Below are 26718 nucleotides of genomic sequence, written 5' to 3'. Positions count from 1 at the left end.
GTGCACACCGACGAGCTGCGGGACGCGATCGACCGGACGGGCTACTACCCGGAGGTCGTCGCCGACGCGGTCAGTGGCGCGGTCGGTGGCGAGGACGTCGTGTCCTTCTACGTCCACCACGAGCCGACCTTCGAGCGGGACGAGGTACGGCGCCACCAGTCGGTCGTCGTGCTGACGCCGACCCGGCTGATCCTCGCGCACACCGACGAGCACGACGGCGACGACCTGCTGCCCGAGCCCTATACGTCCACCTCCACCGAGGCGGTCAGCCTCACCTCGGTCACCTCGGTCGTGGTCACCAGGATGACCACGTCGCCCTCGGAGGGCCCCCGGCCGCCCGCCGAGGCCGTGCTCACGATCGGCTGGGGCGGCGTGAGCCGGGTCGACCTGGAGCCCGCCGGCTGCAACGACCCGCAGTGCGAGGCCGACCACGGCTACACCGGCACCCTCGCCTCCGACGACTTCTCGCTGCGCGTCTCGGCGGCGGCCGACGGCCAGCAGGCGGTCGCCGGGCTGCTCTCGTTCGCCGCCTCGCTGTCGGCCCGGACCCGCGGATGAGCACGCTCGAGGAGGCCCCGGCGTTCTGCGAGCCGGCGTACGGCGACCGCTCCCTCGGCGATCTCGTGCCCGCGGTCGCCGCGGCCCTGCACAACCCCCTCGGCACTCCTCCGACCGGGCTGCTGCTGCCGGACGCCTCGTCGTACGTCGTCTTCCTGATCGACGGGCTCGGCCTCGAGCTGCTGCAGCGCTACGGCCACTCGGCGCCCTACCTGTCCTCCCTGGTCGCCGGCGGCCAGACGGCCACCGCCGGCGTACCGTCCACCACCTCGACCAGCCTGACCTCGCTCGGCACCGGCTTGACGCCGGGCGGGCACGGCCTGATCGGCTTCACCACCCGGATCCCCGGCAGCGACCACCTGCTCAACGCGCTGGTCTGGGACACCGACGTCGACCCGCTCGAGTGGCAGCCGCACCCGACGGCGTTCTCGCGACTGCAGGCCGCAGGGGTGCGGGTGAGCGTGGTCAACAAGCGGGAGTTCGACGGCAGCGGCCTGACGATCGCCGCCCACCGCGGCGCGGACTACGTCGGCGTCGACCGGGTCGGCGAGCGGATCGCGGCCGTCCTGGCCTCCTCCAAGGAGCGGCCCTCGCTGACCTACGTCTACGACGGCGACCTGGACTGGACCGGGCACCGCTGGGGCGTCGCGTCCACGCAGTGGCTCCAGCAGCTCTCGATGATCGACCACGAGGCCGAGCAGCTGCGCGAGGCCCTGCCCGCCGACCGCCGTCTCGTCGTCGTCGCCGACCACGGCATGGTCGACGTGCCCGCGGACCGGCGGGTGGACATCGCCCACGACGACGACCTGCGGTCGGGCGTCGCGCTCGTCGGCGGAGAGGCGCGGTTCCGGCACCTCTACTGCAGGGGCGGCGCCGTCCCCGACGTGGTGGCCACGTGGCGGGCGACGCTCGGCGAGGACGCCGAGGTCCTGACCCGGGCCGAGGCGATCGGCCGTGGCTGGTTCGGACCCGTCGACCCGAGCGTCCTGCCCCGGATCGGCGACGTCGTCGTCGCGTGCCGCGGCGACTTCGCGGTGATGTCCACCGAGGGCTTCCCCTACGAGACGAGGCTGGTGGGCATGCACGGCTCGCTGACCCCCGCCGAGATGCTGATCCCGGTCCTGATCGACTGACCGAACCATTTCCGGGGCCCGCGTCGTCTGGGACATTGACCGGGGCGCGATGGGCTGCTCCCGACACACCGGAGGCACGATGGCGACGCGGGACAGAGCGGCGTTCGCGGAGTTCGTCACCGCCCGATCGGGAGCGCTGCACCGCGCGGCGTACCTCATGGTCGGCGACGTGGGGCTCGCGCAGGACCTGGTCCAGGAGGCGCTCACCAAGACCTACGTGGCGTGGCCGCGGCTGCGCGACACGGCGAACGCGGAGGCCTACACGCGCAAGGTGATCACCAACACCGCGCTGACCTGGTTCCGGCGGAAGGGCTGGTACGGCGAGCAGCCGGCCGCCGAGCTGCCGGAGGACACCGACCACGGGCACGCCGACCACGTCGCGGCGCGGACCTCGCTCATGGACGCGCTCGCGCAGCTGCCCCCACGGCAACGGGCCGCGATCGTGCTCCGCTTCTACGACGACCTGACCGAGGCGCAGACCGCAGCCGCGATGGACTGCGCCGTCGGCACCGTGAAGAGCCAGGTGTCCGCCGGGCTCGCCAAGCTGCGCGCCCTGCTGGGTGACGCGGTGGACCTCGCAGACCTGATGCCCGCAGGAGGTGCGGCATGACCGAGAAGCTGAAGACCCTGATGGACGAGAGCGCCGACCTGCAGTTCGCCGTGCCCGACCTGGACGCGATCGTGAAGGCCGGCGACCGCAGCGTGCGGCGGCGCCGCCTGGTGGCCGGCGCCGGCGGCCTGGCCGCAGCCGCCGTGGTGGCCGGTGTGGTGATCGGCGTGAGCGCCGGTGGCTCCGACCGCGTCACCGACCCCGCGGCCGGCTCGGACGGAGCGGTCGCCGAGTGGGCGTCGGGAGCGGTCCTGCACACGCAGGCCGGGACGATCGACGTCGGCCACCCGGTGCGGGCCTACGTGCGGACGTCGGTCGGCTACCTGGTCGCGGACGACGACGGCACCGTGTGGTCGGTGGTCGCGGGCGACGTGCGCAAGGTGGGCACGACGTCGGCCGAACACGCGCACCTCGTCGGCGACGACGACGCCCCGATGGGTGCGTGGGTGGACACGACGGCCGACCCGGTCGGCTACGTGGCCTACGACCAGGCGCACCGCCAGAACATCTACCTGGGACCCGACCACGACGGGAAGCTGGTGGCCCTCGACGCAGGACAGCTCTACGTCCAGGAGGGCCGCGAGACCAAGGTCTACGCCGTCGACGGTCCGGACGCCCGGCTCGACCCGCCGGCCCCGGGCGACCGGCTGCTGACCTGGGAGGACGGGGTGGCGGTCTGGGAGGACCCCGGCGGCGGGGACGAGGAGTCGAAGTACCTCGTCGGGCGCACCGAGATGGAGCCCGTCGAGATCCCGCAGGTGCAGGGCGAGCTCGCGATGCTCTCGCCCGACGCACGCTGGCTCACCCTCGACGCCGACGAGCCCCGCGTCTACGACGTCCAGACGGGCGCCGAGGTGACGATGGACGTCGGCGACCGCGACTTCGCGACGGGCTACGGCTGGCTCGACGACGACACGCTGATGATGATCGCGGGCAAGGGCGGGGACGGGGCTGTCGAGCTGCTGGTCTGCCAGGTCCCGTCGGGCACCTGCACGCCGGACCCGGAGAGCGCCGGGAAGCTCGGCACGTTCGCCGACGCGGTCGGCTTCGCGCTCCCCGTCGGCACGCCTCTCGGCGACTGAACGTGCCTCCGGGCCGGATCCTCCCCCTGGTGAGAGGATCTGGCCCGTGGCGGAGCTGACCTTCTGGACGGGCACGATGGACGCGGGGAAGTCGACGCTGGCGCTGCAGACCAACCACAACCACGCCGCACGCGGGCGGGTCGGGAGGCTGTTCACCTCCCACGACCGGGCCGGTGTCGCGCTGGTGTCCTCGCGGCTGGGGCTCACCCAGCACGCGGAGGAGGTCACGCCCGAGCTGAACTTCTGGCGCTACACCGTGGACGCGCTGACGGCGGGCGCCCGGATCGACTACTTCGTGTGCGACGAGGCGCAGTTCTACACCCCGGCCCAGATCGACCAGCTCGCGAAGGTCGTCGACGAGCTCCAGATCGACGTGTTCTGCTTCGGGATCCTCACCGACTTCCGGACCCGCCTCTTTCCCGGCGCCGCCCGGCTGGTGGAGCTCGCCGACCGCACCGAGGTGCTGCAGGTCGAGGCGCTGTGCTGGTGCGGCAAGCGCGCCACGCACAACGCGCGCACCGAGAACGGGGTGATGGTCACCGAGGGCGAGGTGATCGTGGTCGGGGACGTCGACAACGTCGAGACGCGCGCGGACGACGAGGTCGAGGTGGCCTACGAGGTGCTCTGCCGCCAGCACCACCGCCGGGGCATGACCGCGGCGCGGGCGCGTGCCGTCTCCCTGGCTCCCGACCCGCTTCCGTTCGGATCGGCGTGAATACTGCTCCCATGTCCGACCTGAGGATCCCCCGCGACCGCGACGACGATTACGGCCCCGCTGCGATCAAGGCCAGGCAGGACCTGGTGCGCGAGCGGACCGGCTCCGACCTCGAGCACGTCGGCAGCTACTCGCTCGACCCGTCGACGCTGCCGGGCAACGTCGAGAACTTCCTCGGTGCGGCGCAGGTGCCGATCGGGCTCGCGGGGCCGCTGCTCGTCGACGGCGAGCACGCCCAGGGGGAGTTCCTGGTCCCGCTCGCGACGACCGAGGGGACGCTCGTGGCGTCGTACTCCCGCGGCATGAAGCTGTGCAACGCCGCCGGCGGGATCACCACGACCGTGCTCGACGACAGGATGCAGCGCGCGCCGGTCTTCAGCTTCGACAACGCTCGCGACGCGCGGGCCTTCGGGACCTGGCTCGACGAGCACTTCGAGGAGATCGCGGCCGCGGCGCAGGCGACGACCTCGTCGGGCCGGCTGCTGGAGATCCAGCAGTTCTCGGTGTCCAAGCTGCTCTACACGCGGTTCAACTACTCGACCGGCGACGCGGCGGGTCAGAACATGACGGGCAAGGCGACCTTCGCCGCCTGCGCCTGGATCAAGCAGAACTACCCCGGCGAGGTGCACTTCCTGCTCGAGGGCCAGTTCGCGACCGACAAGAAGACGTCGGTCGTCAACATGCTCCACACCCGCGGCAAGCGCGTCGTCGCCGAGATCACGCTCCCCGCGCGCCTGGTCGAGGAGCACCTCCGGGTGTCCACGGACAAGATGTACGCCGCCCGGATGCGCGGTCAGCTCGGCGCGATCATGTCGGTCACCAACAACAACGGCAACCACTCCGCCAACGGCATCACCGCGCTGTTCATCGCGACCGGCCAGGACGTGGCCAACGTCGCGGAGAGCTCGGCGCTGTACGGCTTCTCCGAGCTGCTGCCCAACGGCGACTTCTACGCTTCGGTGACCCTGCCCTCCCTGATCGTGGCGACCTACGGCGGCGGCACGGGGCTCGCGACCCAGCGCGAGTGCCTGGAGCTTCTCGGCTGCTACGGCGCCGGCGGGGTGCGCAAGCTCGCCGAGATCGTCGCGGCCACGGTGCTCGCCGGCGAGCTCTCGCTCGGCGGCGCGATCCTCGCCGAGGAGTGGGTGCAGTCCCACGACGACCTCGGGCGCAACCGGCCCTAGCCGGGGAGGTCGCTCACGCGGGCAGCGTGAACCAGAACGCGCTGCCGTCCTCGCTCGTCTGCTCGATCCCGATCCGCCCGCCGTGCGCCTCGACCGCGCGGCGCGCGGTCGCGAGGCCGATGCCGTTGCCTTCGACCGACCGGTCGCCGCGGACGTTCAGCTCGAACACCGACGACCGGTGCTCCGGCGCAATGCCGCGGCCGTTGTCGGCGACGACCACCCGCCACGTGTGGTCCTCGCGGGACGCGTCGACCGAGACCGACGGCGTGCGCTCGACCGGGGTGAACTTGATGGCGTTGGACAGCAGGTTGAGCAGCACCGAGTAGAGCAGCTCCGCGTCACCGGCGACGCGGGGGAGCGGGGTGCTGGTCACCGACGCCGACCGGCTCGCGATCACCGGGCCGAGGTCGGCGAGCACCTGGTCGAGCACCTCCTGCAGGTCGACCTCGTCGCGTGCGGCACGCGCACTGCCCCGGGCCTGCTCCAGGATCCGCTCGATCATCGTCGCCATCCGCCGGCCGGCCCTGATGGTCGCCGAGACCAGTCCGGCCGCGTCGGGGTCGGCCGCCACCGCCGGCTCGGTGGCGAGCAGCTCGGCGTTCGCCAGCACGGCCGTCAGCGGTGACCGGAGGTCGTGACTGACCTGCCCGGCGAACAGCGAGAGCATCTCGTTGGAGCGCTGGAGGTCCTCCTGGGCGCGGGTGAGGTCGTCGAGCGACTCCGCGAGCTGCCGTCCGCGGAGCCGGAGCTCGAGGACGTCCATCACCCGCGCGGCGACGACCTGGAGCAGCTCCGCGCGCTCCTGGGCGAGCTCGTGGGCCTCGGTGTCGAACACGCACAGCCGGCCGATGGTCGTCCCGTCCGGAGTGACGAGCGGTGCCGAGGCGTAGAACCGGACGGTGTCGATGGCCCCGTTCACGAACGGGTTCGCGGCGAACCGCGGGTCCTCGCGCGCGTCCGGGCTCACGACCGTGCGGCGGTCGTCGAGCACGATCGCGCACATCGAGTCGTCCCGCGAGCACACCGACGGGTCGATGCCCGCGGCGGCGATCTGGTGCTGGTGGTCGCTGGTGATCAGGTTGATGGCCGCGTTGGGCACGTCGCACACGAGTGCCGCGAGCTCGGCGAGCGCCTCGAGGTCCCCGCCCGGCTCCTGCAGCGCGCCGTAGCGGTCGATGGCGTTGTCGGCGTCGATCCCGGGAGTCGCAACCACGCGGCGATCCTCCGTCAGCGGACCAAATCGTGGTCGCCGGCCCCGGCAGCGGGCCGCTTCGGGAGCAGGACCAGGAGCTCGTCGCCGGAGTGCGTCAGGCGACCGCCGGCAGCGGCCACCAGGTCCTCCGCCGGGCCGTCGGGCGGCTGCGCCGCGGAGCCGGTGATGCTGATCTGCAGGTGGCTGCCGCGGTCGGAGACGGTCACGCGGGAGCCGTCGACGAGCAGCTCCTTGAGGGCGGCCACCACCGGGGTCGGGTCGAGCCGGACCGGCAGCGGTCCGGTGCGGGTGTGGACCACCGACCGGACCGTTGCAGCGACGGTGTGGGCGACCAGCGCCTCGAGGTCGAGGTCGATCTCCGCGCTCGCCGAGAGGTCGCGCGAGGTGGCCAGCAGCTCGCCGATGACGTCGGAGAGCCGGTCGAGCTCGCCGACCGCGCGCTGCAGCTCGGTGGCGATGGCCGGCGTCGTCTCGGGCCAGAGACTCAGGTCCTCGAGGGCGAGGCGGAGGGCGGTGACCGGCGTGCGGAGCTCGTGGGAGGCGTGCACGACGAGCTCGCGCTCGTGCTCGACGAGAGCCTCCAGCCGCTCGCCGCCGGTGGCGAGCCCCTTCGCGATCGCCCGCGCCTCGGGCATCCGGTAGTCGGGCAGCGCCGGACGCTCGGCCGCGCCGAGTCCGTGCGCCGCCTGCGCGAGTGCCCGGAACGGGCGGGCGAACCGGTCCGCCAGCACGAGGCCGGCCGCTGCGGCCAGCAGCGCGAGCAGGACGCCGAGCAGGGCGAGCGGCAGCAGCGCGTGGCCGACCTCGGCGTCCACCGACCCTCCGTCGCGGGTCACCGTGACCGTGCCGCCGTCCGCCAGCCGACTCGCCGCGGAGACGTCGCCCTCGTCCTGGCCCGTGGCCCCGGAGGAGCGGACCGGCGTACCCGAGACGTCGACGACGATGCTCTCGCCGCTCCTGGTCAGCGCGTCGAGGAAGGCGGGGTCCACGGGTCGGCCGTCGGCCTCCCGCTCGTCGACCACCGCCGCGACCAGGTCCGCGGTCCGGTCGACGCGGGCCTGCTCCTGCGAGCGGACGAGGTCGGCCACGTAGTAGGCGCGAGGGATCCCGAAGAGCGCGACGACGACGACGGTCAGCCCGACGAACGCCGCGACGAGCCGCTCCCGCACGTCAGCTCGTCTCGAGACGGAACCCGACGCCCCTGACGGTCACGATCGTGACCGGGGCCGCCGCATCCTCCAGCTTCTGGCGCAGCCTGCCGACCGTGACGTCGAGGGTCTTGGTCGAGCCGAACCAGTTCTCGTCCCAGACCTCGTCCATGAGCCGCTCACGGGTGAGCACGTTGCCGCGCTCGGAGTCCAGCAGCGCGAGCAGGTCGAACTCCTTGGACGTCAGCGACACCTCGGCGTCGCCGACCCACACCCGCCGCGCCTGTACGTCGACCCGCAGCCCGCTGGTGGTGTCGGCGGCCACGCTCGGAGTGTCCTCGGCCGCCGGGCCGCCCCGGGTCACGCGGCGCAGCAGCGCACGCGTGCGGGCGAGCAGCTCGGCGAGCGCGAACGGCTTCGCGAGGTAGTCGTCGGCGCCGACGTCGAGGCCGACCACCCGGTCCAGCTCACCGCCGCGAGCGGTCAGGATCATGATCCCGGCCTCGTGGCCGTCGCTGCGCAGCCGGCGGCAGACGTCGAGGCCGTCCACGTCCGGGAGCCCGAGGTCGAGGATCACCAGGTCGAGGCCGCCTCGCGTGGCCCGGTCGATGCCGGCCTCGCCGGTGGCGACCCGCTCGACGCTGTAGCCCTCCCGCTCGAGGGTCCGGACGAGCGGGACCGCGATGCCGTCGTCGTCCTCGATCACGAGGAGGCTGTGCGTCACCTCAGAGAGCATACGGATGCTCCACGTCGTCGGTCCGGGGCGGCGCGAGGGCGCCCGACGACGCGATCGTGGCTACGGCGGCGGACACCAGGATCGTCACGACCCCGGCCGCGTCCCAGCCCGACGGCGTACGCGCGGGCAGGCCGAGCCCGCTCGTCAGGACCTGCGCCGCCAGCACCGCCGCACCCAGCAGCGCGGCCGTCACGCGTCCGCAGAAGCAGTCGACCGTCCAGACGCGGACGGCGGCGACGACCGCGCCGAGGACGGCCACGGGGACGACGACCACCTCCCACCGCTGGAGGGGAGCGGACGCGGCGGCGTCGACGATGACGAGCAGGGCCAGCGCGAGCGTCAGCGCCGCCGTCGTGCGCCGCATCAGAACTCCTTGTCCAGCGCGCCGCGCTCGGACGTCGGCGCCGTGCTGCACGGACGACCGTTGAGGTCGGTCACCGTCGCGGTGGGCGTCCACACCATCGTGGAGGCGGCGCCGGCGGTTCGGAGGCTGCCGCCGCTGGCGATCGTGCCGACGGTGATGGTCACGACGGTCGCCGTGGTCCCGTTGACCGTCGTGGTCGAGGCCACCATGGTCGCGTTGAACTGCGCCTGCTTGTTGTTCTTCACGAAGCTCTGCTTGAGGTTCACCGAGCCGAGGGGGAGTGCCGTCCCGTTCGCGCTCCGGAGGACGTCGACGGTGTCGTTGTTGCCGCTGGAGCCCACGAGGAGCGCGTCGCGCAGCCGCACGACCACCGGCAGCGAGGAGCCCGTCCAGCCGGCGCTGATCGAACCCGGGCTGACCTGGTCGGTGAACGTGAACCGCAGGACGTCGCCGGCGTCGAGCTTGCCTGCCGTCGCGCCGCCGTTGACGGCCTGGACGTCGTAGGCCTGCAGCGGGCTGTTGTCGACCCGGCGCGCGCCCAGCGTCGTCGAGGTCGTCGTCCGTCCGAGGCTGTCGGTCATCACCGCACGCAGGTCGTAGCTTCCGTCGGCGACGGTGGTGGTGTCCCACGAGCACGCGTACGGCGCGGTCGTGTCGGTGCAGAGTGCCGTCCAGGTGGTCGTGCCTGCGGGTGCGCGGTCGATCCGGACCGACGCGATGCCGGCGGTCGAGCTCGCGGTGGCGGTCACCGTCACCGATCCGCTGAGGTAGGCCCCCGGGTCCTCCACGGACACCGAGGCGACCGTGTTGTCCACGACCCGGCCGGTGACGGAGGCGGAGGTGGCGACGTTGCCGATCGCGTCCGTGGCCGTCGCCCGGAACGCGTAGGTGCCGTCGGACAGCTTCGCGGTGTCGTAGCGGCAGCTGTAGGGGTCGACGGTCGGCGTGCAGAACGTCGTCCAGGTCGAGGTCCCCGAGCGCTGGTACTGCAGCTGGACCTGGACCACTCCCGAGTCGGCGTCGGTCGCGGTCGCGGCGAACGTCGCCGTGCCGCGCAGCGGGGTGCCCGGGTCGGTCATCGTGACCGACGGGGCGACGTTGTCGATCATCACGTCGGAGACGACCGCCGACGTGGTGGAGACCACCAGGCCGGTCGTGGCCACGGCCCGGAGGTCGTAGGACTCGCCCTGGGTGAAGCCGCTCGCGGTCGTGCTCCACGTGCAGGTGTAGGGAGCGGTGAGCACGGTGCACAGGGTCTTCCAGGTGCTGGTGCCGGTGACGGCGTACTCGATCCGGACGGTGTAGGGGAGCGCGCCGGAGTTGTAGAGCGAGGCGGTGAGCGCGACCGACCCCTTGACGACGTCGCCCGGGTCGCCCAGCACGACGAGCAGGTTGTTGGCGACCGTGGTGCTCACCGGGTCCGACGTGGTGACGTAGCCGGCGTTGTCGGTCGCGACCGCGCGTAGGTCGTAGCTGCCGTCGGCGCCGGCCGTGGTGTTCCAGGAGCAGGAGTACGGCGAGGTGGTGTCCGTGCAGATCGTGACCCAGGCGGACCCGCCCGGTGCGAGGTACTGGACGACGACGTTCGCCACGCCCGAGCGAGCGTCGCTGGCGTCGGCCACGACGGTGACCGTGCCCTTGACCGAGGTGCCGGGCGACTGGACCGTCACGGTCGGTGCGGTCCAGTCGGTGGCGGCCGAGACGGAGCTCGCGCCGTTGGCGGAGACCGAGGTGAACGTCGCGCCGGACATCGAGGGGATCCCGAACAGCGCGATGCCCATCACGGCCAGCAGGGCCGTGACGAGCAGCGGACGCCGGCTCATGCCTCGAGGGCCGCGGGACGGCGGCGCTCGCGGACCGTCTCGCGGGTGGCCGAGACCAGCTGGCGCAGCGCGCCCAGCGCAATCAGGAGTGCGGGGACGCCGATCGCGAGCATCCGGGTCTGCTTGTCGGCGAGAGCGATGAACAGCCAGCCGACGTAGGGGACGCCCGCCTGGACGACCGGCTGGTCCTGGTCGACCAGCTGGAAGTGCCAGGGGTCCGGGTCCGGGTTGTGGTCACCCTTTGTGGTGAAGAGGAGGCCGCCGCCCTCGGCGGGCTCGATGTCGACGATCCGGTGGGTGACCAGCCAGGTGACGCCGGTGTCGGCCGGGGGCGTGTAGGTGATGACGTCGCCGACCTCCAGGTCCGCGACGTCCACCGGCTTCTCGAAGACCACCGAGCCACGGTCGTAGGTACCGGTCATCGAGGGGCCGGTGATCACGTAGCGGCTGAAGCCGAACAGGCTCGGCGCGATCCACGCGAGGCAGAACAGGATCACGAGCAGGGTCGCCGTCGAGACGGCCCAGCGCCCGGTGCGCCGGGCGATGGTGGTCCTGCGGTGCTCGGACGTGCTCACGACGGATCTCCGTTCGGTGTCGGTGGACGAGGGAACGACGAAGGGGGCGCCTCCCTCCCGAGCGCGCCCCCTCCGTGGGTCACTGGTTGTAGGTGTCGCCGCTCAGCTGCACCGAGGACCAGCTGTAGACCGCGCCGGCGGTCTTGCCCTGGTCGGCGTTGGGGGTGTCCTGGTTGAGCTTGACCACGAACTTGAACGAGTGCGCGGCGCCGGGAGCCCAGCTGCCCAGGTCGTTGGACGCGCCGTCGGTGAGGCCGCCGAAGGTGCCCGAGTAGACGGTGGTGCTCGTCGTGGTGTCGACGATGTCGAGGGTCAGGTTCGAGCCGGTGAAGCCGTCGGTCGAGGAGACCTCGGTCAGCGCGAAGGCCGCCGGGAGCGAGCCGGTGTTCGTCAGCGTCAGGGTGCCGTTGAGCGTGTCGCCCGGCTTCATGTTGCTGAGGTTGAAGATCGCGGCGTTCGCCTTGGAGTTCGACTGGGTCAGGGTGCCCGAGGTGACGGCGCTGATGGTGTTGCCGGAGGTGCTGGTGAACGTAGCGCCCGAGCCGACCACGACGGCGCCGGCGGCGGCCAGGGTGGCGAGCGGGACGAGGATCTTGCGGCTGGTCTTCATGACGGGGACTGCTCCTTGTGATCGCAGCGGCTGCTGCTCGGTTCCGAGGGGATTTGGTTGTTGACCAGAACGCTAGGGAGCCGCGGACCACGGGCAGGCAACAGGAAATGCCCAGGACTGCCACAGGCCGGAACCAAACCGGGACGACGGCAACGGGCCGGCGATCGTAGGGTGGTGCGGTGACCCTCGACGCACTGCTCGGTGAGAGCCCGCTGCCCTATCAGCTGCCCCCGTTCGCGGAGATCTCCGACGACGACTACGCGCCCGCGATCGACCAGGCGATGGCCGACCAGCTCGACGCGGTCGCGGCGGTGACCGGTTCCGACGAGCCGCCGACCTTCGACAACACCTTCGTGCCGCTGGAGCGCAGCGGCGTCGGGCTCGCCCGCGTGCTGGCGGTGCTCTTCAACAAGAGCGCGGCCGACACCAACGACGTCGTCGACGGCGTCCGGTCGGCGTACGCCCCCAAGCTCGCGGCGCACGGCGACGCCATCCGGCTCGACCCGGCGCTGTTCGCCCGGATCGACGCGGTGCATGCGGACCGGGACTCGCTCGACCCCGAGGCGCGCTACCTGGTCGAGCGCTACCACACCGAGCTCGTGCTCGCCGGCGCCGCGCTCGGCGAGGAGGAGAAGGAGCGGCTCAAGAAGCTGAACGAGGAGATCTCCACCAAGGAGGCCGCCTTCGAGCTGGCGCTCCAGGCGGACACGAACGACCTGGCCGTCCTCGTCGACGATGCGGCGGAGCTGGACGGCCTGACGCCCGGCGAGGTGTCCGCGGCCGCGGCGGCCGCCGAGGCGCGCGGCCTCGACGGCAAGTACCTGCTGACGCTGGTGCTCCCGACCGCGCACCCGCACCTGGCGTCGCTCACCGACCGCGACGTGCGGGCCCGGTTGTCGGCGGCCCAGCGCGCCCGCGGGAGCCGCGGCAACGACCACGACACCCGTGCGGTCCTGCTCGAGATCGCCCGGCTCCGCGCGGAGCGCGCGCGGCTGCTCGGGTTCGACAACCACGCCGGGGTGGTGACCGCCGACAACACCGCCGGCACCCCGGACGCCGTACGCGCCATGCTCGAGCGGCTCGCCGGGCCCGCGGCCGCCAACGCGCGCCGCGAGCAGGAGGCGCTCTCGGCCGAGGCCGGCTTCCCGGTCGAGGCGCACGACTGGGCCTTCTACGCCGAGAAGGTGCGCGCCGCGCAGTACGACGTCGACCTCGCCGCGCTCCGTCCGTGGTTCGAGGCCGAGCGGGTGCTGAAGGAGGGTGTGTTCTTCGCGGCCAACCGGCTCTACGGCATCACCTTCACCGAGCGCGACGACCTGCAGGGCTATCACCCGGACGTCCGGGTCTTCGAGGTGCACGAGGCGGACGGCACGCCGGTCGGGCTCTACCTGCTGGACCTCTACACGCGCGACTCCAAGCGCGGCGGCGCCTGGATGAGCAGCTTCGTCGACCAGTCCGCGCTCCTCGGCATCGACACCGCCGTCGTCGTCAACAACCTCAACGTGCCCAAGCCGGCGGCGGGGGAGGCGACGCTGCTGACCTTCGACGAGACCACGACCCTGTTCCACGAGTTCGGGCACGCGCTGCACGGCCTGCTGGCGCGTGCGACGTACCCGAAGTTCGCGGGGACCGCCGTCTTCCGGGACTTCGTCGAGTACCCCTCGCAGGTCAACGAGATGTGGATGCTGTGGCCCGAGGTGCTCGCGAACTACGCGGTGCACCACGAGACCGGCGAGCCGATCCCTGCCGAGGTGATCAAGCGGCTGGAGGCGTCCGAGACGTTCAACGAGGGCTTCGGCACCTCGGAGTACCTCGCCGCCGCGCTGCTGGACCTGGCCTGGCACGAGCTCGGTCCGGACGAGGTGCCGACGGCCGTCGAGGCGGTGGGCGAGTTCGAGGCGAAGGCGCTCGCGGCGGTCGGGCTCGACAACCCGGCGGTGCCGCCGCGGTACTCCTCGCCGTACTTCGCGCACAGCTTCAACTTCGGTTACTCCTCCGCCTACTACTCCTACATCTGGAGCGAGGTCCTCGACGCCGACACCGTCGCGTGGTTCAAGGAGAGCGGCGGCCTGACCCGCGAGAACGGCGACCTCTACCGGCGCTACGTCATCGGCATCGGGGGCACCAAGGACCCGCTGGAGTCCTACCGCGAGTGGCGCGGGCGTCCCGCGCCGATCGAGCCTCTCCTCGAGCGCCGCGGTCTCGCCTGATCCCTCGCGTCAGGGTGAGGGTGACCCCTGGGTCACTCTCACCCTGACGGGCCTGAGGCTGTGGAGGGCGGACTCGAGCGACCGTCGATTCCTGCACGCTGTCGGCCATGGCAGCGGACCCTTGGCGCGCCGTCGCGACAGCACAGGCGGGGCTGATCACGCGCGCCCAGCTGGCCGAGTGCGGTGTCAACCGATGGGCTGTGAGCCACCGGATCGAGACGGAGCGCTGGACGGACCTGTCCCCGGTGGTGATCGGCACGACCACGGGGGCCCTGAGTCGCGGCCAGGTGATGTGGCTCGGCGTCCTCCACGCCGGCGGCGAGGCGTTGCTGGGTGACCTCTCCGCTGCCGAGGTCCTCGGCTTGCGCAACTGGCATCGCGACGACATCACGGTGCTCGTCCCGCAGGGAGGTCAGCCCGAGTCGGCCGTCGAAGGCGTGCGGTTCGCAGAGACCAGGTTGTCTCTCGCGTCCCTGCGGCAGCCGGCGCGCGGACTGCCGACGTGCCGGATCGAGCCGGCGGTTCTCCGGTTCGCGTCACGTGAGCGGTCCCACCGGACAGCCGAGGGCGTCCTCGCGGCTGCGGTCCAGCAGCGGCTCACGACCCCGTACGCGCTCCTCGAGTGGATCGACCGGATGCGTCCGTTGCGGGGCGCGCCGAGGTTCCGTCTGGCCCTGGCCGAGATCCAGGGGGGTGCGCAGTCGAGCGCAGAGATCGGCGTCCGCCGGATGTGCCGAGCCTTCGGGCTGGCCCGTCCTGCGCGGCAGGTCCGGCGTCGCGATGCGAGCGGGCGGCTCCGCTTCACCGACTGCGAGTGGCGGCTGCCCGACGCGCGCACGCTGGTCCTGGAGGTGGATGGGGGCTTCCACATGGAGGTGGAGCACTGGGAGGACGACCTCGCTCGCCAGCGTGCGCTGACGGCGCCCGATCGCGTGGTGGTCCGGTGCACCTCGCGCGAGCTCCGCGACGAGCCCGCTCAGGTCGCGCACGACCTCCGGCTGCTGGGAGTCCCCGCGGCATGAGTCGTCAGGGTGAAGGTGACCCGTGGGTCACTCTCACCCTGACGCGGGGGTGACCTTGAGGATCACGTCGTTGCCGGAGCCGTTGTCGGTCGTGACCAGCAGCGAGTGCCCGACGCGGGTGACGGCGCGCAGGCGGCCGTAGTCACCGCGCAGGGCCGCCGGTGCCTTGGTCCACACCAGGTGCCCGGACTTGTCGAACTTGACGAACATCAGGCGCTCGCCGGCGAGGCACCCGACGGCGAGCGTGCCGGAGAGCTTGCCCCAGTGCGGGCCGCCGACGAACGACGCCCCGCTGCACGCGATGGTCGGCTCGCCCGAGCTCCAGCGGGCCGCCCACTGCTTGCCGGGGAGGGAGAAGTTCGTCATCGGCGGTGACTCGTCGTAGCCGGGGCCGGGCTGCCAGCCGTAGTTGCGGCCGGGCCGCAGGAAGTTGATCTCGTCGTCGCGGTAGGTGCCGTGCTCGACCGACCACAGGGTGCCGTCCTTGCGCTGGGCGAGGCCCTGCACGTTCCGGTGGCCGTAGGTGTCGACGAAGCGCCGCCGGGTGTCCGCGTTCTTCCAGGGGTTGGTCCGCCAGGGCTTGCCCGTCATCCGGTCGATCCGGAGGGTCTTGCCCCCGAGGCTGTCCTTGTCCTGCGGGTTCGGCGTCTGCGCGGCGTCGCCGGTGCCGATCAGCAGCGAGCCGTCGTCGGTGATGAGCAGCCGGCAGCCCCCGTGCCGGCCGCTGCTGGTGGGCAGCCCGGTCAGCAGCACGTCGGTGCGCGTCGCGCTGGACCGGTCGTCGCTGAGGTGCCACGCCAGGATCCGGATGTCGTGGCCGCCGTCGTTCTTGGTCCAGCCGCTGCACGTGTAGAAGCGGCCGTTGGTCGCGAAGTCCGGGTCGATCGCGAGCCCGAGCAGGCCGGTCTCCCCGGAGACCCAGATCTTGCTGTTGTCGAAGTCGACGCCGTCGACGGTGCCGTCGGGCTCGACGACGCTCAGCGTCTTCCGGTCGCGCTGGGTCACCAGCAGCCGGCCGCCGCCGATCGGCCGCACGTCCCACGGGTGGTCGAGGCCGTCCGCGACCGTCGTGACGGTGAGGTCGGGGACGGCCCGGTGCGGCTTCGCCTCGGCACGTACGCCGTCCGCGGGCCCGGCGAGGCAGGCGAGGGTCAGTGATGCGGCGACCAGGGCGAGGAGGGTGCGCATGCGCCACCGTAACCCCGGACCTCCTGCACGGGTCAGAACGTGTGCTCGGGCCCCGGGAAGGCTCCGGACTTCACCTCGGAGTCGTAGGTCCTGGCGGCGTCGAGCAGCGTCGACCGCAGGTCGGCGTACTGCTTGACGAAGCGGGGCATCTTGCCGGTGCGCAGCCCGAAGGCGTCCTGCCAGACCAGGACCTGGCCGTCGCACTGGTTGCCGGCGCCGATGCCGATGGTCGGGATCTCGAGCTTCGCGGTGATCTGTGCGGCGACGTCGCCGGGCACCATCTCCATGACGACCGCGAACGCCCCGGCCTCCTGGACCGCCTCGGCGTCGCGCAGCAGCCGCTCCGCCGCGTCGCCGCGGCCCTGGACCCGGTAGCCGCCGAGCGCGTGCTCGGACTGCGGCGTGAAGCCGATGTGCGCCATCACCGGGATGCCGCCCCGCGTCATCCGCTCGATCTGTGGGGCCATCTCGACGCCGCCCTCGAGCTTCACGCAGTGGGCGCCGCCCTCCTTCATGAACCGCGCGGCGGTGAGGTAGCCCTGCTCAGGGGAGGCCTGGTAGGAGCCGAACGGCAGGTCGCCGACCACGAGCGCCCGGGAGACGCTGCGGCTCACGGCCCGGGTCAGCGGCAGCAGCTCGTCGACGGTCACCGGGATCGAGGTGCTGTTGCCCAGCACGTTGTTGGACGCGCTGTCGCCGACGAGCAGGACCTCGATCCCGGCCTCGTCGAAGACCTGCGCGGTCAGCTGGTCGTAGGAGGTCAGCATCGAGAACCTCTCGCCGCGCTGCTTCATCTCCCGCAGGTGGTGGGTCCGGATCCGGCGGATCACCTTGGGCGTCTCCGCCGCCGGTACGGCGGGGCCGCCGCCGTAGGGCGCGGTCTCCTCGGGGGTGCTGCTCATCGGTGCTCCTCATCTCTGACTCGCGGCCCGCGCGGTGCGGGTCCACGGACGGTGGGGGACCACTCGAGCCTAGGCCCGCGGCGGCCGGATGGGACCTGTGTGCTCGGTCACCCCTGCGGGGTGGCGGGCGCCTGCGGGACCGGCGGTGTGGTCGCCTCGACCACGACGGCGGTGCCGTAGGCGCAGACCTCGATGCCGGTGCCGCCGTACTCCGTCGTCTCGAAGCGGAACGCGACGACGGCGTTGCCGCCGCGGGCCTCGGCCTCGGCCGCGAGGCGGGAGAGCGCCTCCCGCCGGCACTCGATGAGCAGCTGGGTGATGCCCTTGAGCTCCCCGCCGGCCATCGCCTTGAAGCCCGCGCCGATGTTGGACCCGAGGTTGCGCGAGCGGACCGTCAGCCCGAAGCACTCGCCGAAGGTGTGCACGATGCGCGCGCCCGGCACGTCGTTGGAGGTCACGATGATCATGGCGGGACGCTACTCGTGCCCGGCCCCGTCGGCTGCCCTCTCCAGCTCGGCGACGACGATCCGTCGCATGCGCATCATCGCGGCGACGGCCGCCTCGGCGCGGGCCCGATCGGGGTCGTGGATCAGCTCGTAGAGCCGGACGGGGACGATCTGCCAGGACAGGCCGAACCGGTCCTTGAGCCACCCGCAGACCGACTCCGCGCCGCCGTCGACGAGCGAGTCCCAGTAGTAGTCGACCTCGGACTGGTCCCGGCAGGTCACCTGGAACGAGACCGCCTCGGTGAACCCGGCGTGGTCCGGCCCGCCGTTGATGCCGCGGAACGCGAGGCCGTCGAGGGTGAACTCCCCGGCCAGACGGGTCATGTGGCCCATCGAGGAGTTCGGGAAGATGCCCGTGTAGAACCGCGCCGCCTCCTCGAGGTTGTCGTCGAACCACAGGCAGGGCTGAATGCTCGTGGACGTGATGCTCATACCCGGGTGGACTCCACCCGGTCCCTAGACTCATCGACGTGGACTTCTACTCGGCGTACGCCCAGGGCTTCGCGCGCGTCGCCGCGTGCACGCTCCCGGTCGCGCTCGCGGACCCGGTCACCAACGCCGCCCGCACGCTCGAGCAGGCGCGCGGCTGCCACGACGAGGGCGTCGCGGTCGCCGTGTTCCCGGAGCTGGGGCTGACCGGCTACTCGGCCGACGACCTGTTCCTCCAGGACACGCTGCTCGCGGCCGTGGACGAGGCGGTCGCGACCCTGGTCGAGGGCTCCGCGGACCTGCTGCCGGTGATCGTGGTCGGCGCTCCGCTCGAGCACGGCAGCCGGGTGCTCAACTGCGCGGTCGTCATCCACCGCGGGCGGATCCTCGGCGTCGCCCCCAAGTCCTACCTGCCGACCTACCGCGAGTTCTACGAGCGGCGCTGGTTCGCACCCGGCGACGACCTCCGCGGCTCGACGATCCGTGTCGCCGGCACCGAGGTGCCGCTCGGGCCGGACCTGATCTTCTCGTCGACCGACGTGCGCGGCCTCGAGCTGCACGTGGAGATCTGCGAGGACATGTGGGTCCCGGTGCCGCCGAGCTCGGAGGCCGCGCTCGCCGGGGCGACCGTCCTCGTCAACCTGTCGGGCAGCCCGATCACGATCGCGCGGGCCGACGACCGGCACCTGCTGGCGCGCAGCCAGAGCGCGCGCTGCTCGGCTGCCTACGTCTACGCCGCCGCGGGTCAGGGGGAGTCGACGACGGACCTGTCCTGGGACGGCCAGACGATGGCCTACGAGTGCGGCGAGCTGCTCGGGGAGAGCGAGCGGTTCCCCGACGGCCCGCGGCGCACCGTGGTCGACGTCGACCTCGACCGGATCCGGCAGGAGCGGCTGCGGCAGGGCACCGTCGACGACAACCGTCGCACGCTCGCGACCCGGGTCTCGGCATTCCGCCGGATCCCGTTCGAGCTGCGCCCGCCGGCGGGCGACGTCGGCCTGCGCCGCAAGGTCGACCGGTTCCCGTTCGTGCCCGACGACCCGGCGCGCCTGGCGCAGGACTGCTACGAGGCCTACAACATCCAGGTGTCCGGCCTGGAGCGCCGGCTCGCGGCGATCGGCGGCCCGGACTTCCAGCCCAAGGTCGTGATCGGCGTCAGCGGCGGCCTCGACTCCACCCACGCACTCATCGTCGCCGCGAAGGCGATGGACCGGCTGGGCCGGCCGCGCAGCGACATCCTGGCGTTCACGATGCCCGGCTTCGCCACCGGTTCGACGACGAAGTCCTACGCGACCCGGCTCTCGAAGGCGCTCGGCTGCACGTTCGAGGAGCTCGACATCAAGCCGGCCGCCTCGCGGATGCTCGAGGAGCTCGGGCACCCGTTCGCCGAGGGCGAGCCCGTCTATGACATCACCTTCGAGAACGTGCAGGCCGGGCTGCGGACCGACTACCTGTTCCGGCTGGCCAACCAGCGCGGCGGGATCGTGCTCGGCACCGGCGACCTGTCCGAGCTGGCCCTCGGCTGGTGCACCTACGGCGTGGGCGACCAGATGTCGCACTACAACGTCAACGGCGGCGTGCCCAAGACGCTGATCCAGCACCTGATCCGCTGGGTGATCGACAGCAGCCAGCTGCACGGCGGTGAGTACGACGACGAGGCCGACCAGGTCCTCAGGGAGATCCTCGAGCAGGAGATCACCCCCGAGCTGATCCCGACCGAGGAGGGCAAGAAGCCGCAGGCGACCGAGGACTCCGTCGGTCCCTACGCCCTGCAGGACTTCACGCTCTACCACGTGATCCGGCGGGGGTTCCCGCCGCACAAGATCGCGTTCCTGGCCTGGCACGCGTGGCGCGACTGCGACGAGGGGGAGTGGCCGCCGGCCTTCCCGCCGGAGGCGCGCACGGCGTACGACCTCGCGACGGTGCGGGGCTGGCTCGAGGTGTTCGTGAAGCGGTTCTTCGCCAGCCAGTTCAAGCGGTCGGCGCTCCCGAACGGCCCGAAGGTCAGCCCCGGCGGCACCATGTCGCCGCGCGGCGACTGGCGGATGCCGTCCGACGCGACCCCGGCGGCGTGGCTCGCCGACCTCGAGCAGGTGCCGAACCAATAGGCTCTGCCCCATGGGCAAGCAGGAAGACTTCGTTCTCCGCGCTCTCGAGGAGCGTGACGTCCGGTTCGTCCGGCTGTGGTTCACCGACGTGCTCGGGTTCCTGAAGTCGGTGGCCGTGGCGCCCGCCGAGCTGGAGGGCGCGTTCGCCGAGGGGATCGGCTTCGACGGCTCGGCGATCGAGGGCTTCGCGCGGGTCTACGAGGCCGACATGCTCGCCAAGCCCGATCCGTCGACGTTCCAGATCCTGCCCTGGCGCGGCGAGGGCCCGTCCACGGCCCGGATGTTCTGCGACATCCTGATGCCGGACGGCTCCGCGTCCTTCGCCGACCCGCGCAACGTCCTCAAGCGCACCCTGGGCCGGGCCGCCGACCAGGGGTTCACGTTCTACACGCACCCCGAGATCGAGTTCTACCTGTTCAAGGACGACCCGCAGCCGGGCGTGGAGCCGGTGCCGATCGACCGCAGCGGCTACTTCGACCACGCCGCGCACTCCGACGGCTCGGACTTCCGCCGCGAGGCGATCACGATGCTCGAGGCGATGGGCATCTCGGTGGAGTTCAGCCACCACGAGGGCGGGCCGGGCCAGCAGGAGATCGACCTGCGGTACGCCGACGCGCTCACCACGGCCGACAACATCATGACCTTCCGCACCGTCATCCGGGAGGTCGCGCTGGGCCAGGGCATCTGGGCGACGTTCATGCCCAAGCCGTTCACGGACCAGCCCGGCTCCGGCATGCACACGCACGTGTCGCTGTTCGAGGGCGACCAGAACGCCTTCTACGAGCCCGGTGCGGAGTACCAGCTCTCCAAGACCGGCCGCCAGTTCATCGCCGGCATCCTGCACCACGCCGGCGAGATCAGCGTCGTGACCAACCAGTGGGTCAACTCCTACAAGCGGATGATGTTCGGCGGCGAGGCGCCGTCCTACGTCTGCTGGGGCCACAACAACCGCTCCGCGATGGTCCGGGTGCCTATGTACAAGCCCAACAAGGGCCAGTCCACGAGGATCGAGCTGCGCACCGTCGACGCGGCCTGCAACCCCTACCTCGCGTTCGCGGCGGTCCTCGCGGCCGGTCTGGAGGGCGTCAAGCAGGGCTACGAGCTGCCGCGCGAGGCCGAGGACGACGTCTGGGCGCTGACCGAGAAGGAGCGGCGCAGCCTCGGCATCGCGCCGCTGCCGAAGAACCTCAACGAGGCGATCGAGATCGCGGAGCGGTCCGAGCTGCTGCCGGAGACGCTCGGCGAGCAGGTCTTCGACTACTTCCTGCGCAACAAGCGCTCCGAGTGGGACGAGTACCGCGGGCAGGTCTCCGCCTTCGAGCGCGACCGCATGCTGCCTGTCCTGTAGGGCGCGGTGACTCCGACCGACGACCGCGCCACCCGTCGCAGCGAGCTGCTGCGGCTGGGGTTCGCCGACGTCGACCGCGCGCAGGCCGACCTGGCCGCGCTGGGAGACGTGGCCGGGCCGCTGCTCGCGATCATGGGTCGTACGGCGGACCCGGACGCCGCTGTCGCCGGCCTGGTCCGTCTGGCCGACGTCGTGCCGGACCGGACGGCGTTCCTCGGCGCGGTCGCCGACGACGAGGGCACCGCGATGCGGCTCCTGTCGGTGCTCGGGGCGAGCGCGGCGCTGACCGACCACCTCGCCGCCCACCCCGAGCAGTGGCGGGACCTGACCGATCCGACCCTCGGCTCGACCCGCCCGGCCGCACGGCACCTGCGCGACCGGCTGCTGACGGCTGTGGGAGCGGACGCGGCGTCGGAGCGGCCCGTCTCCGCGATTCCCGATGCCGAGGCGGTCGACGCGCTGCGCGTGGAGTACCGGCGGCTGCTGCTCCGCATCGCGGCCCGCGACCTCGCGCACGACCTCGGCGTCGACGACGCCGCGGCGGAGCTGGCCGACCTGGCGGCAGGGACGCTCGAGGCGGCGCTGGCGATCGCCCGGGCACGGGTCGGCGAGCCGGCGGACGGCGTACGCCTCGCCGTGATCGCGATGGGCAAGTGCGGGGGACACGAGCTCAACTACGTCTCCGACGTCGACGTGATCTTCCTGCACGAGCCCGCCGACGGGGCGAACGAGGCGGAGGCGGCTGCCACCGCTGCGAAGCTCGCGTCGAACCTGATCCGGATCTGCTCCGACCACACGGCCGAGGGCACGGTGTGGGAGGTCGACGCGGCGCTGCGGCCCGAGGGCAAGGCCGGCGCGCTCAGCCGCACCCTGGCCGGCCACCGGGGCTACTACGAGCGCTGGGCCGAGCCGTGGGAGTTCCAGGCTCTGCTCAAGGCACGGCCCGCCGCCGGTGATGCGGCCCTCGGCCGCGACTTCGTCGAGATGGTGCGGCCGATGGTGTGGTCGGTCGCGGACCGCCCGGGCTTCGTCGACGCGGCGCGCGCGATGCGTCGCCGGGTCGTCGACCACATCCCCGCGAAGCAGCTCGACCACGAGATCAAGCTCGGGCCGGGCGGGCTGCGCGACGTCGAGTTCGCGGTCCAGCTGCTCCAGCTGGTGCACGGCCGCGCCGACGAGCGGATCCGCCCGGCCGCGACGCTGAGCGCGCTCGCCGAGCTGATCCGCGCCGGCTACGTCGGTCGTGAGGACGGCGAGGCGCTGCACCGTGCCTATGCCTTCCTGCGCCAGCTCGAGCACCGGATCCAGCTGTACCGGCTGCGCCGTACCCACCTGATGCCCGAGGACGAGCGCTCGCTGCGCCGGCTCGGCCGGAGCCTGGGGTTCCTGCGGCAGCCCGACGTCCAGCTCCTCGCCGCGTGGGAGCACCACCGGCGCGAGGTCAGCCGGCTGCACCAGAAGCTCTTCTACCGGCCGCTGCTCACCGCGGTCGCGCAGATCAGCGGCGACGAGGCGCGGCTGTCGTCGGAGGCCGCGATCGCCCGGATGGCAGCGCTCGGGTACGACGACCCGCGCGCCGCGCTCCGGCACCTGGAGGCGCTCACCGCCGGCGTCACCCGCACCGCGGCGATCCAGCGCGCCCTGCTGCCCGCCCTCCTGCAGTGGTTCGCCGAGGGTGCCGACCCCGACGCGGGCCTGTTCGGCTTCCGACGGCTCAGCGAGGCGCTCGGCAGCACGCCGTGGTACCTCTCCACGCTCCGTGACGAGGGTCAGGTGGCCGAGCGGCTCGCGCACCTGCTCGCCACCTCGCGCTACTGCACCGACCTGCTCGAGCGGGAGCCCGCCGGGGTGCGGCTGCTCGGGGGCGACCTCGCGCCGCTGTCCGCGGACGCGATGACCGAGGAGATGCTCGCGACGGCCGGCCGCCAGGCCGGCACCGACAAGGCCATCCGCGCGATCCGCGCCGTCCGCCGCCGGGAGCTGCTCCGCACCGCGGCGGGCGACGTCCTCGGGATCACCGACGTGGCCGACGTCGGGTTCGCGCTGACCCGGCTCACCGACGCGACCCTGGAGTCGGCCCTCCAGATCGCCGGCAGGTCGGTCCGCGCCGCGCGCGGCCTCGAGCAGGCGCCGACCCGGATCGCGATCGTCGCGATGGGCCGCTACGGCGGTTTCGAGCTGTCCTACGGCAGCGACGCCGACGTGCTGTTCGTCCACGACCCCCCTGAAGGCGCGTCGGGCGCCGACAAGGAGCTTGCGGCGTCCTACGCCAAGGCCGTGGTGGAGGAGGTACGCCGCTCGCTCGCAGCACCGGGGGACGACCCGGCGCTGCTCGTCGACGCCGACCTGCGGCCGGAGGGCCGGCAGGGCGCCCTGGTCCGCACCCTCGAGTCCTACACGAGCTACTACGCGAAGTGGTCGAAGGTCTGGGAGGCGCAGGCGCTGCTGCGCGCCGACGCCGTCGTCGGCGACCCGGGGCTCCGCGATCGGTTCACGGCGCTCATCGACCCGCTGCGCTACCCCGCCTCGGGGCTCAGCGCGGACGACGTCCGCGAGGTGCGTCGGATCAAGGCGCGGGTGGACGACGAGCGGTTGCCCCGCGGCGCCGACCCCCACCTCCACCTCAAGCTCGGCAGGGGAGGGCTGGCCGACATCGAGTGGACGGTCCAGCTGCTCCAGCTGCGGCACGGCGCCGAGCTGCCGGCGCTCCGCACGCCGCGCACGCTGCCCGCGCTCGAAGCGGCCTCCGAGGCCGGCCTGTTGAGCCGGGCGGACGCCGACGTGCTCATCGGCGCCTGGCGGCTGGTCAGCCGGGTACGGAACGCCGTGACGCTCGCCCGTGGCCGCGGTGGCGACCAGCTCCCGACCGACCCGCGCGAGCGACGCGCCGTCGCGGGAATCGTCGGCTATCCGCTCGACCGGGCCGACGAGTTCGTCAACGACTACCTGCGCACCACCCGCCGTGCGCGTGCCGTCGTCGACCGGGTCTTCTGGGAGTAGGACGGCCGACCCGCGTTGTTGAAAATCCCGGCAGGACCGTTAGCGCGGGTCACCTTCTTTATGTAATGATGAGGCAGTCGGGCCGCGACCGACCCCCCCAGAGGTCGCGGCCCGACTTGCTTTTTGCGGTCGAGCGCGTCCCGGATCGGGTGCCGCCGACCCCCAGTTCTTGCGCACCGGTCGCCTGCTCGCAACACGACCGGACGCTGCCGGGCCAGCACATTGTTTCAACGCCGGGTCGGCTCGTCCCTGCAGCGGATCAGCCGACGTGCACGTGCGGACGGCGGCCGCGGTCGGGCTCCGCGCGGCGGAGCACCTCGCGGGCCAGGGGAGCGACGTCGCCGACGCCGAACAGGAGGAACCGGGCGAGGTTGAGCAGCGGGTTCCCCTCGGTCCACTCGAAGTAGATGTGCGGACGGACGCCGGTCCGGTCACGCAGGTCGAGGAGCAGCGAGGCGAGCGCGTTGGGGATCGAGGCGGCCCGGACGGTCAGCACCCGGAACTCGCCGTGCAGGACCTCGCCGTGCACCTCGATCCGGCTCTCGAAGTCCGAGTAGTCCTCGACGGTGACCTCGACGAAGACGATGTCCCCTGAGTCCGGGAGGTCGTGGTCGTCGACGATCTGCGCGATCTTGTCGCGGTACTCCGACACGTCCCGCGCGTCCGGCTCGTTCGCGACCAGCCGGATCGTCCGGCGGGCGCAGTCCCGGATGAACGCGTCGGCGCGGGCGTCGTAGGTCACCTCCGTCGTCCGCAGCTCCAGCGACCGCACCAGCCGCGAGACCAGGGAGACGACGATGATCGCCGCGATGAAGCACCCGCCGATCTTCACGCCGTCGGGCCGCTCGCGCACGTTGTCGACGAGCGTGTAGGCGAGCACCACGGCGATCAGGCCGTAGGCCACCGTCAGACGGGGTTGGCGTGCCTTCCGTGCGGCCAGGGTCACCGCGACCGCGGCGGACGTCATCAGCACGAGGACCCCGGTCGCGTAGGCGCCGCCCTGGGCGTCGACGTCCGCGTCGAACAGCCAGGTGATGAGGAACGCGGTGAGCGTCAGCACGAGGACGAGCGGACGCACGGCACCCGCCCAGGCGGGAGACATGCCGTAGCGCGGGAGGTACCGGGGGATCAGGTTGAGCATGCCTGCCATGGCCGACGCGCCCGCGAACCACAGGATGAGGATCGTCGAGACGTCGTACGCCGTCCCGAAGCTCTCGCCGAGGTAACGGTGCGCAAGGAAGGCCAGCGCCCGGCCGCTGGCCTTGCCGCCGTCCCGGAACTCGTCGGCCGGGATCAGCAGGGTGGTCACCAGGCTGGACGCGATGAGGTAGCCGCTCATGACGATCGCCGCCGTCGTGAGAAGGCGCTTGGTGCTGCGGATCCGCCCCTCGGGCCGCTGGGGCCGGTCGCCGGGATCCCCGCGGACGTGGCTCATCACTGCGACACCGGTCTCGAACCCGGACATCCCGAGCGCCAGCTTCGGGAACAGTGTGAGCGACACCGCGACCATGAGCACGACGTTGCCGTGCTCGGCGGTGAGCGTGGTCGTCCAGTCCGTCACGGCGTGGGCGTCCTGGAACACGTGCACCGCTGCGACCGCGATGACCACGGCGTTGAGCGCGAGATAGGCGGCCACCAGCCAGACGGCGACGCCGATCGCCTCGCGGAAGCCCTTGAGGAAGACGGCGCCGAGCAGCGCCACGAGGAACAGCGTGATCCAGAGCTCCTTGCCGTCGAGCACCCCGGGCACGTGCGGGTTCTCGACGATGTGCACCGACGCGTCCGCGGCGGAGAGCGTGACCGTGATGATGAAGTCGGTCAGTGCGAAGCCCAGCAGCATGAGCACGAACAGCTTGCCGCGCCAGAACGGGAGCAGTCGCTCCAGCATGGCGATCGACCCTTGACCGTGCGGGCTCTCCTCGGCAACCCGGCGATAGACCGGCAGCGCCCCGAACAGCGTCAGCAGCACCAGGATCAGCGTCGCGATCGGACTGAGTGCGCCGGCCGCCACGAACGCGATCCCCGGCTGGTAGCCGAGGGTCGAGAAGTAGTCGACGCCGGTCAGGCACATGACCCGCCACCACGCCTGCGGCTCGTCACCGCGACGGCCGGCGGCATAGGGCCCGCGCCCTCCTTCGGTAGGTGCCGGTGCTTCGATGTCGAGACTCACCAGGCAATGAAACAGCCGTCCTCCGGCGCTGGGACGTGGCCTAACGACTCCCTAACGTGCGTAGGTCGCCTCGGCGCGGTTTGC

Annotated in this window: 23 protein-coding genes; 11 read left to right on the top strand and 12 right to left on the bottom strand. The window is 72.1% G+C overall.

The window, feature by feature from the left end; all coding sequences use genetic code 11:
• From ABD709_RS06640 to ABD709_RS06615, 6 genes are all read left to right on the top strand, one after another.
• Nucleotides 1–558 (top strand): DUF5998 family protein, encoded by a 558-nt coding sequence (locus ABD709_RS06640; RefSeq protein WP_344773559.1) that lies wholly within the window; start codon nucleotides 1–3, stop codon nucleotides 556–558.
• On the top strand, nucleotides 555–1691 hold the full coding sequence (locus ABD709_RS06635) for an alkaline phosphatase family protein (RefSeq protein ID WP_344773557.1): 1137 nt from the start codon (nucleotides 555–557) through the stop codon (nucleotides 1689–1691). Before ABD709_RS06640 ends, ABD709_RS06635 begins: the two co-directional genes overlap by 4 nt.
• A gap of 79 nt (nucleotides 1692–1770) precedes the next feature.
• On the top strand, nucleotides 1771–2301 hold the full coding sequence (locus ABD709_RS06630; RefSeq protein WP_344773555.1) for a SigE family RNA polymerase sigma factor: 531 nt from the start codon (nucleotides 1771–1773) through the stop codon (nucleotides 2299–2301).
• Nucleotides 2298–3383, top strand: a complete 1086-nt coding sequence (locus tag ABD709_RS06625) for a hypothetical protein (RefSeq protein ID WP_344773553.1) — start codon at nucleotides 2298–2300, stop codon at nucleotides 3381–3383. The genes ABD709_RS06630 and ABD709_RS06625 overlap by 4 nt, the downstream gene beginning before the upstream one ends.
• A 46-nt stretch (nucleotides 3384–3429) precedes the next feature.
• Nucleotides 3430–4098, top strand: coding sequence for a thymidine kinase (locus ABD709_RS06620; RefSeq protein WP_344773551.1), 669 nt, complete (start codon nucleotides 3430–3432; stop codon nucleotides 4096–4098).
• Between the two features lie 11 nt (nucleotides 4099–4109).
• Nucleotides 4110–5282: a hydroxymethylglutaryl-CoA reductase gene (locus tag ABD709_RS06615; protein WP_344773549.1), complete on the top strand. Its 1173-nt coding sequence runs from the start codon at nucleotides 4110–4112 to the stop codon at nucleotides 5280–5282.
• 13 nt (nucleotides 5283–5295) lie between these two features.
• Here ABD709_RS06615 and ABD709_RS06610 read toward each other — a convergent pair whose 3' ends face one another.
• From ABD709_RS06610 to ABD709_RS06580, 7 genes are all read right to left on the bottom strand, one after another.
• On the bottom strand, nucleotides 5296–6495 hold the full coding sequence (locus tag ABD709_RS06610) for a GAF domain-containing sensor histidine kinase (protein ID WP_344773547.1): 1200 nt from the start codon (nucleotides 6493–6495) through the stop codon (nucleotides 5296–5298).
• 14 nt (nucleotides 6496–6509) lie between these two features.
• Nucleotides 6510–7664: a histidine kinase dimerization/phospho-acceptor domain-containing protein gene (locus tag ABD709_RS06605; RefSeq protein WP_344773545.1), complete on the bottom strand. Its 1155-nt coding sequence runs from the start codon at nucleotides 7662–7664 to the stop codon at nucleotides 6510–6512.
• A gap of 1 nt (nucleotide 7665) precedes the next feature.
• A complete protein-coding gene (locus ABD709_RS06600; RefSeq protein WP_425575055.1) occupies nucleotides 7666–8367 on the bottom strand; it encodes a response regulator transcription factor in 702 nt (233 codons plus the stop codon).
• A 1-nt stretch (nucleotide 8368) separates the two neighbouring features.
• The gene (locus tag ABD709_RS06595) at nucleotides 8369–8743 is read right to left on the bottom strand and encodes a hypothetical protein (RefSeq protein ID WP_344773541.1); all 375 of its coding nucleotides are present in this window, start codon (nucleotides 8741–8743) and stop codon (nucleotides 8369–8371) included.
• Nucleotides 8743–10566 carry an Ig-like domain-containing protein gene (locus ABD709_RS06590; protein WP_344773539.1) on the bottom strand — a complete coding sequence of 608 codons (1824 nt, stop codon included), beginning with the start codon at nucleotides 10564–10566 and terminating at the stop codon, nucleotides 8743–8745. Before ABD709_RS06590 ends, ABD709_RS06595 begins: the two co-directional genes overlap by 1 nt.
• The gene (locus ABD709_RS06585; RefSeq protein WP_344773537.1) at nucleotides 10563–11141 is read right to left on the bottom strand and encodes a signal peptidase I; all 579 of its coding nucleotides are present in this window, start codon (nucleotides 11139–11141) and stop codon (nucleotides 10563–10565) included. Before ABD709_RS06585 ends, ABD709_RS06590 begins: the two co-directional genes overlap by 4 nt.
• 79 nt (nucleotides 11142–11220) lie before the next feature.
• Nucleotides 11221–11751 carry a TasA family protein gene (locus ABD709_RS06580; protein WP_344773535.1) on the bottom strand — a complete coding sequence of 177 codons (531 nt, stop codon included), beginning with the start codon at nucleotides 11749–11751 and terminating at the stop codon, nucleotides 11221–11223.
• Nucleotides 11752–11930: 179 nt separating this feature from the next.
• Here ABD709_RS06580 and ABD709_RS06575 point away from each other — a divergent pair, with 179 nt between their 5' ends.
• Both ABD709_RS06575 and ABD709_RS06570 read left to right on the top strand, forming a co-directional pair.
• Nucleotides 11931–13961, top strand: coding sequence for a M3 family metallopeptidase (locus ABD709_RS06575; RefSeq protein ID WP_344773533.1), 2031 nt, complete (start codon nucleotides 11931–11933; stop codon nucleotides 13959–13961).
• A gap of 107 nt (nucleotides 13962–14068) precedes the next feature.
• Nucleotides 14069–14983: a hypothetical protein gene (locus ABD709_RS06570; RefSeq protein WP_344773531.1), complete on the top strand. Its 915-nt coding sequence runs from the start codon at nucleotides 14069–14071 to the stop codon at nucleotides 14981–14983.
• Between the two features lie 33 nt (nucleotides 14984–15016).
• Here the strand turns inward: ABD709_RS06570 and ABD709_RS06565 are convergent, their stop codons facing one another.
• The 4 genes from ABD709_RS06565 to ABD709_RS06550 form a co-directional block, all read right to left on the bottom strand.
• Complete coding sequence (locus ABD709_RS06565; RefSeq protein WP_344773529.1) at nucleotides 15017–16171, bottom strand: PQQ-dependent sugar dehydrogenase; 1155 nt, start codon at nucleotides 16169–16171, stop codon at nucleotides 15017–15019.
• A gap of 32 nt (nucleotides 16172–16203) precedes the next feature.
• Nucleotides 16204–17073, bottom strand: coding sequence for a 3-methyl-2-oxobutanoate hydroxymethyltransferase (panB, locus tag ABD709_RS06560; RefSeq protein WP_344773527.1), 870 nt, complete (start codon nucleotides 17071–17073; stop codon nucleotides 16204–16206).
• Nucleotides 17074–17180: 107 nt separating this feature from the next.
• The gene (locus ABD709_RS06555; protein ID WP_344773525.1) at nucleotides 17181–17540 is read right to left on the bottom strand and encodes a YbjQ family protein; all 360 of its coding nucleotides are present in this window, start codon (nucleotides 17538–17540) and stop codon (nucleotides 17181–17183) included.
• 9 nt (nucleotides 17541–17549) lie between these two features.
• The gene (locus ABD709_RS06550) at nucleotides 17550–18011 is read right to left on the bottom strand and encodes a VOC family protein (protein WP_344773523.1); all 462 of its coding nucleotides are present in this window, start codon (nucleotides 18009–18011) and stop codon (nucleotides 17550–17552) included.
• A gap of 38 nt (nucleotides 18012–18049) precedes the next feature.
• Here ABD709_RS06550 and ABD709_RS06545 point away from each other — a divergent pair, with 38 nt between their 5' ends.
• The 3 genes from ABD709_RS06545 to ABD709_RS06535 are packed head-to-tail and all read left to right on the top strand — an operon-like array spanning nucleotide 18050 to nucleotide 24464.
• The gene (locus ABD709_RS06545; RefSeq protein WP_425575054.1) at nucleotides 18050–20116 is read left to right on the top strand and encodes an NAD(+) synthase; all 2067 of its coding nucleotides are present in this window, start codon (nucleotides 18050–18052) and stop codon (nucleotides 20114–20116) included.
• 10 nt (nucleotides 20117–20126) lie between these two features.
• Complete coding sequence (locus tag ABD709_RS06540; RefSeq protein ID WP_344773521.1) at nucleotides 20127–21464, top strand: glutamine synthetase family protein; 1338 nt, start codon at nucleotides 20127–20129, stop codon at nucleotides 21462–21464.
• 6 nt (nucleotides 21465–21470) lie between these two features.
• On the top strand, nucleotides 21471–24464 hold the full coding sequence (locus tag ABD709_RS06535) for a bifunctional [glutamine synthetase] adenylyltransferase/[glutamine synthetase]-adenylyl-L-tyrosine phosphorylase (protein WP_344773519.1): 2994 nt from the start codon (nucleotides 21471–21473) through the stop codon (nucleotides 24462–24464).
• 259 nt (nucleotides 24465–24723) lie between these two features.
• On the opposite strand, the gene ABD709_RS06530 is transcribed toward ABD709_RS06535, so the two are convergent.
• A complete protein-coding gene (locus ABD709_RS06530) occupies nucleotides 24724–26634 on the bottom strand; it encodes an APC family permease (RefSeq protein WP_344773517.1) in 1911 nt (636 codons plus the stop codon).
• Nucleotides 26635–26718: the final 84 nt, after the last annotated feature.

It is taken from the genome of Nocardioides panacisoli (assembly GCF_039537325.1).
GTDB lineage: Bacteria > Actinomycetota > Actinomycetes > Propionibacteriales > Nocardioidaceae > Nocardioides > Nocardioides panacisoli.
Note: the sequence above shows the minus strand (reverse complement) of the source record. Positions and strands in the feature narration are given on the sequence as shown.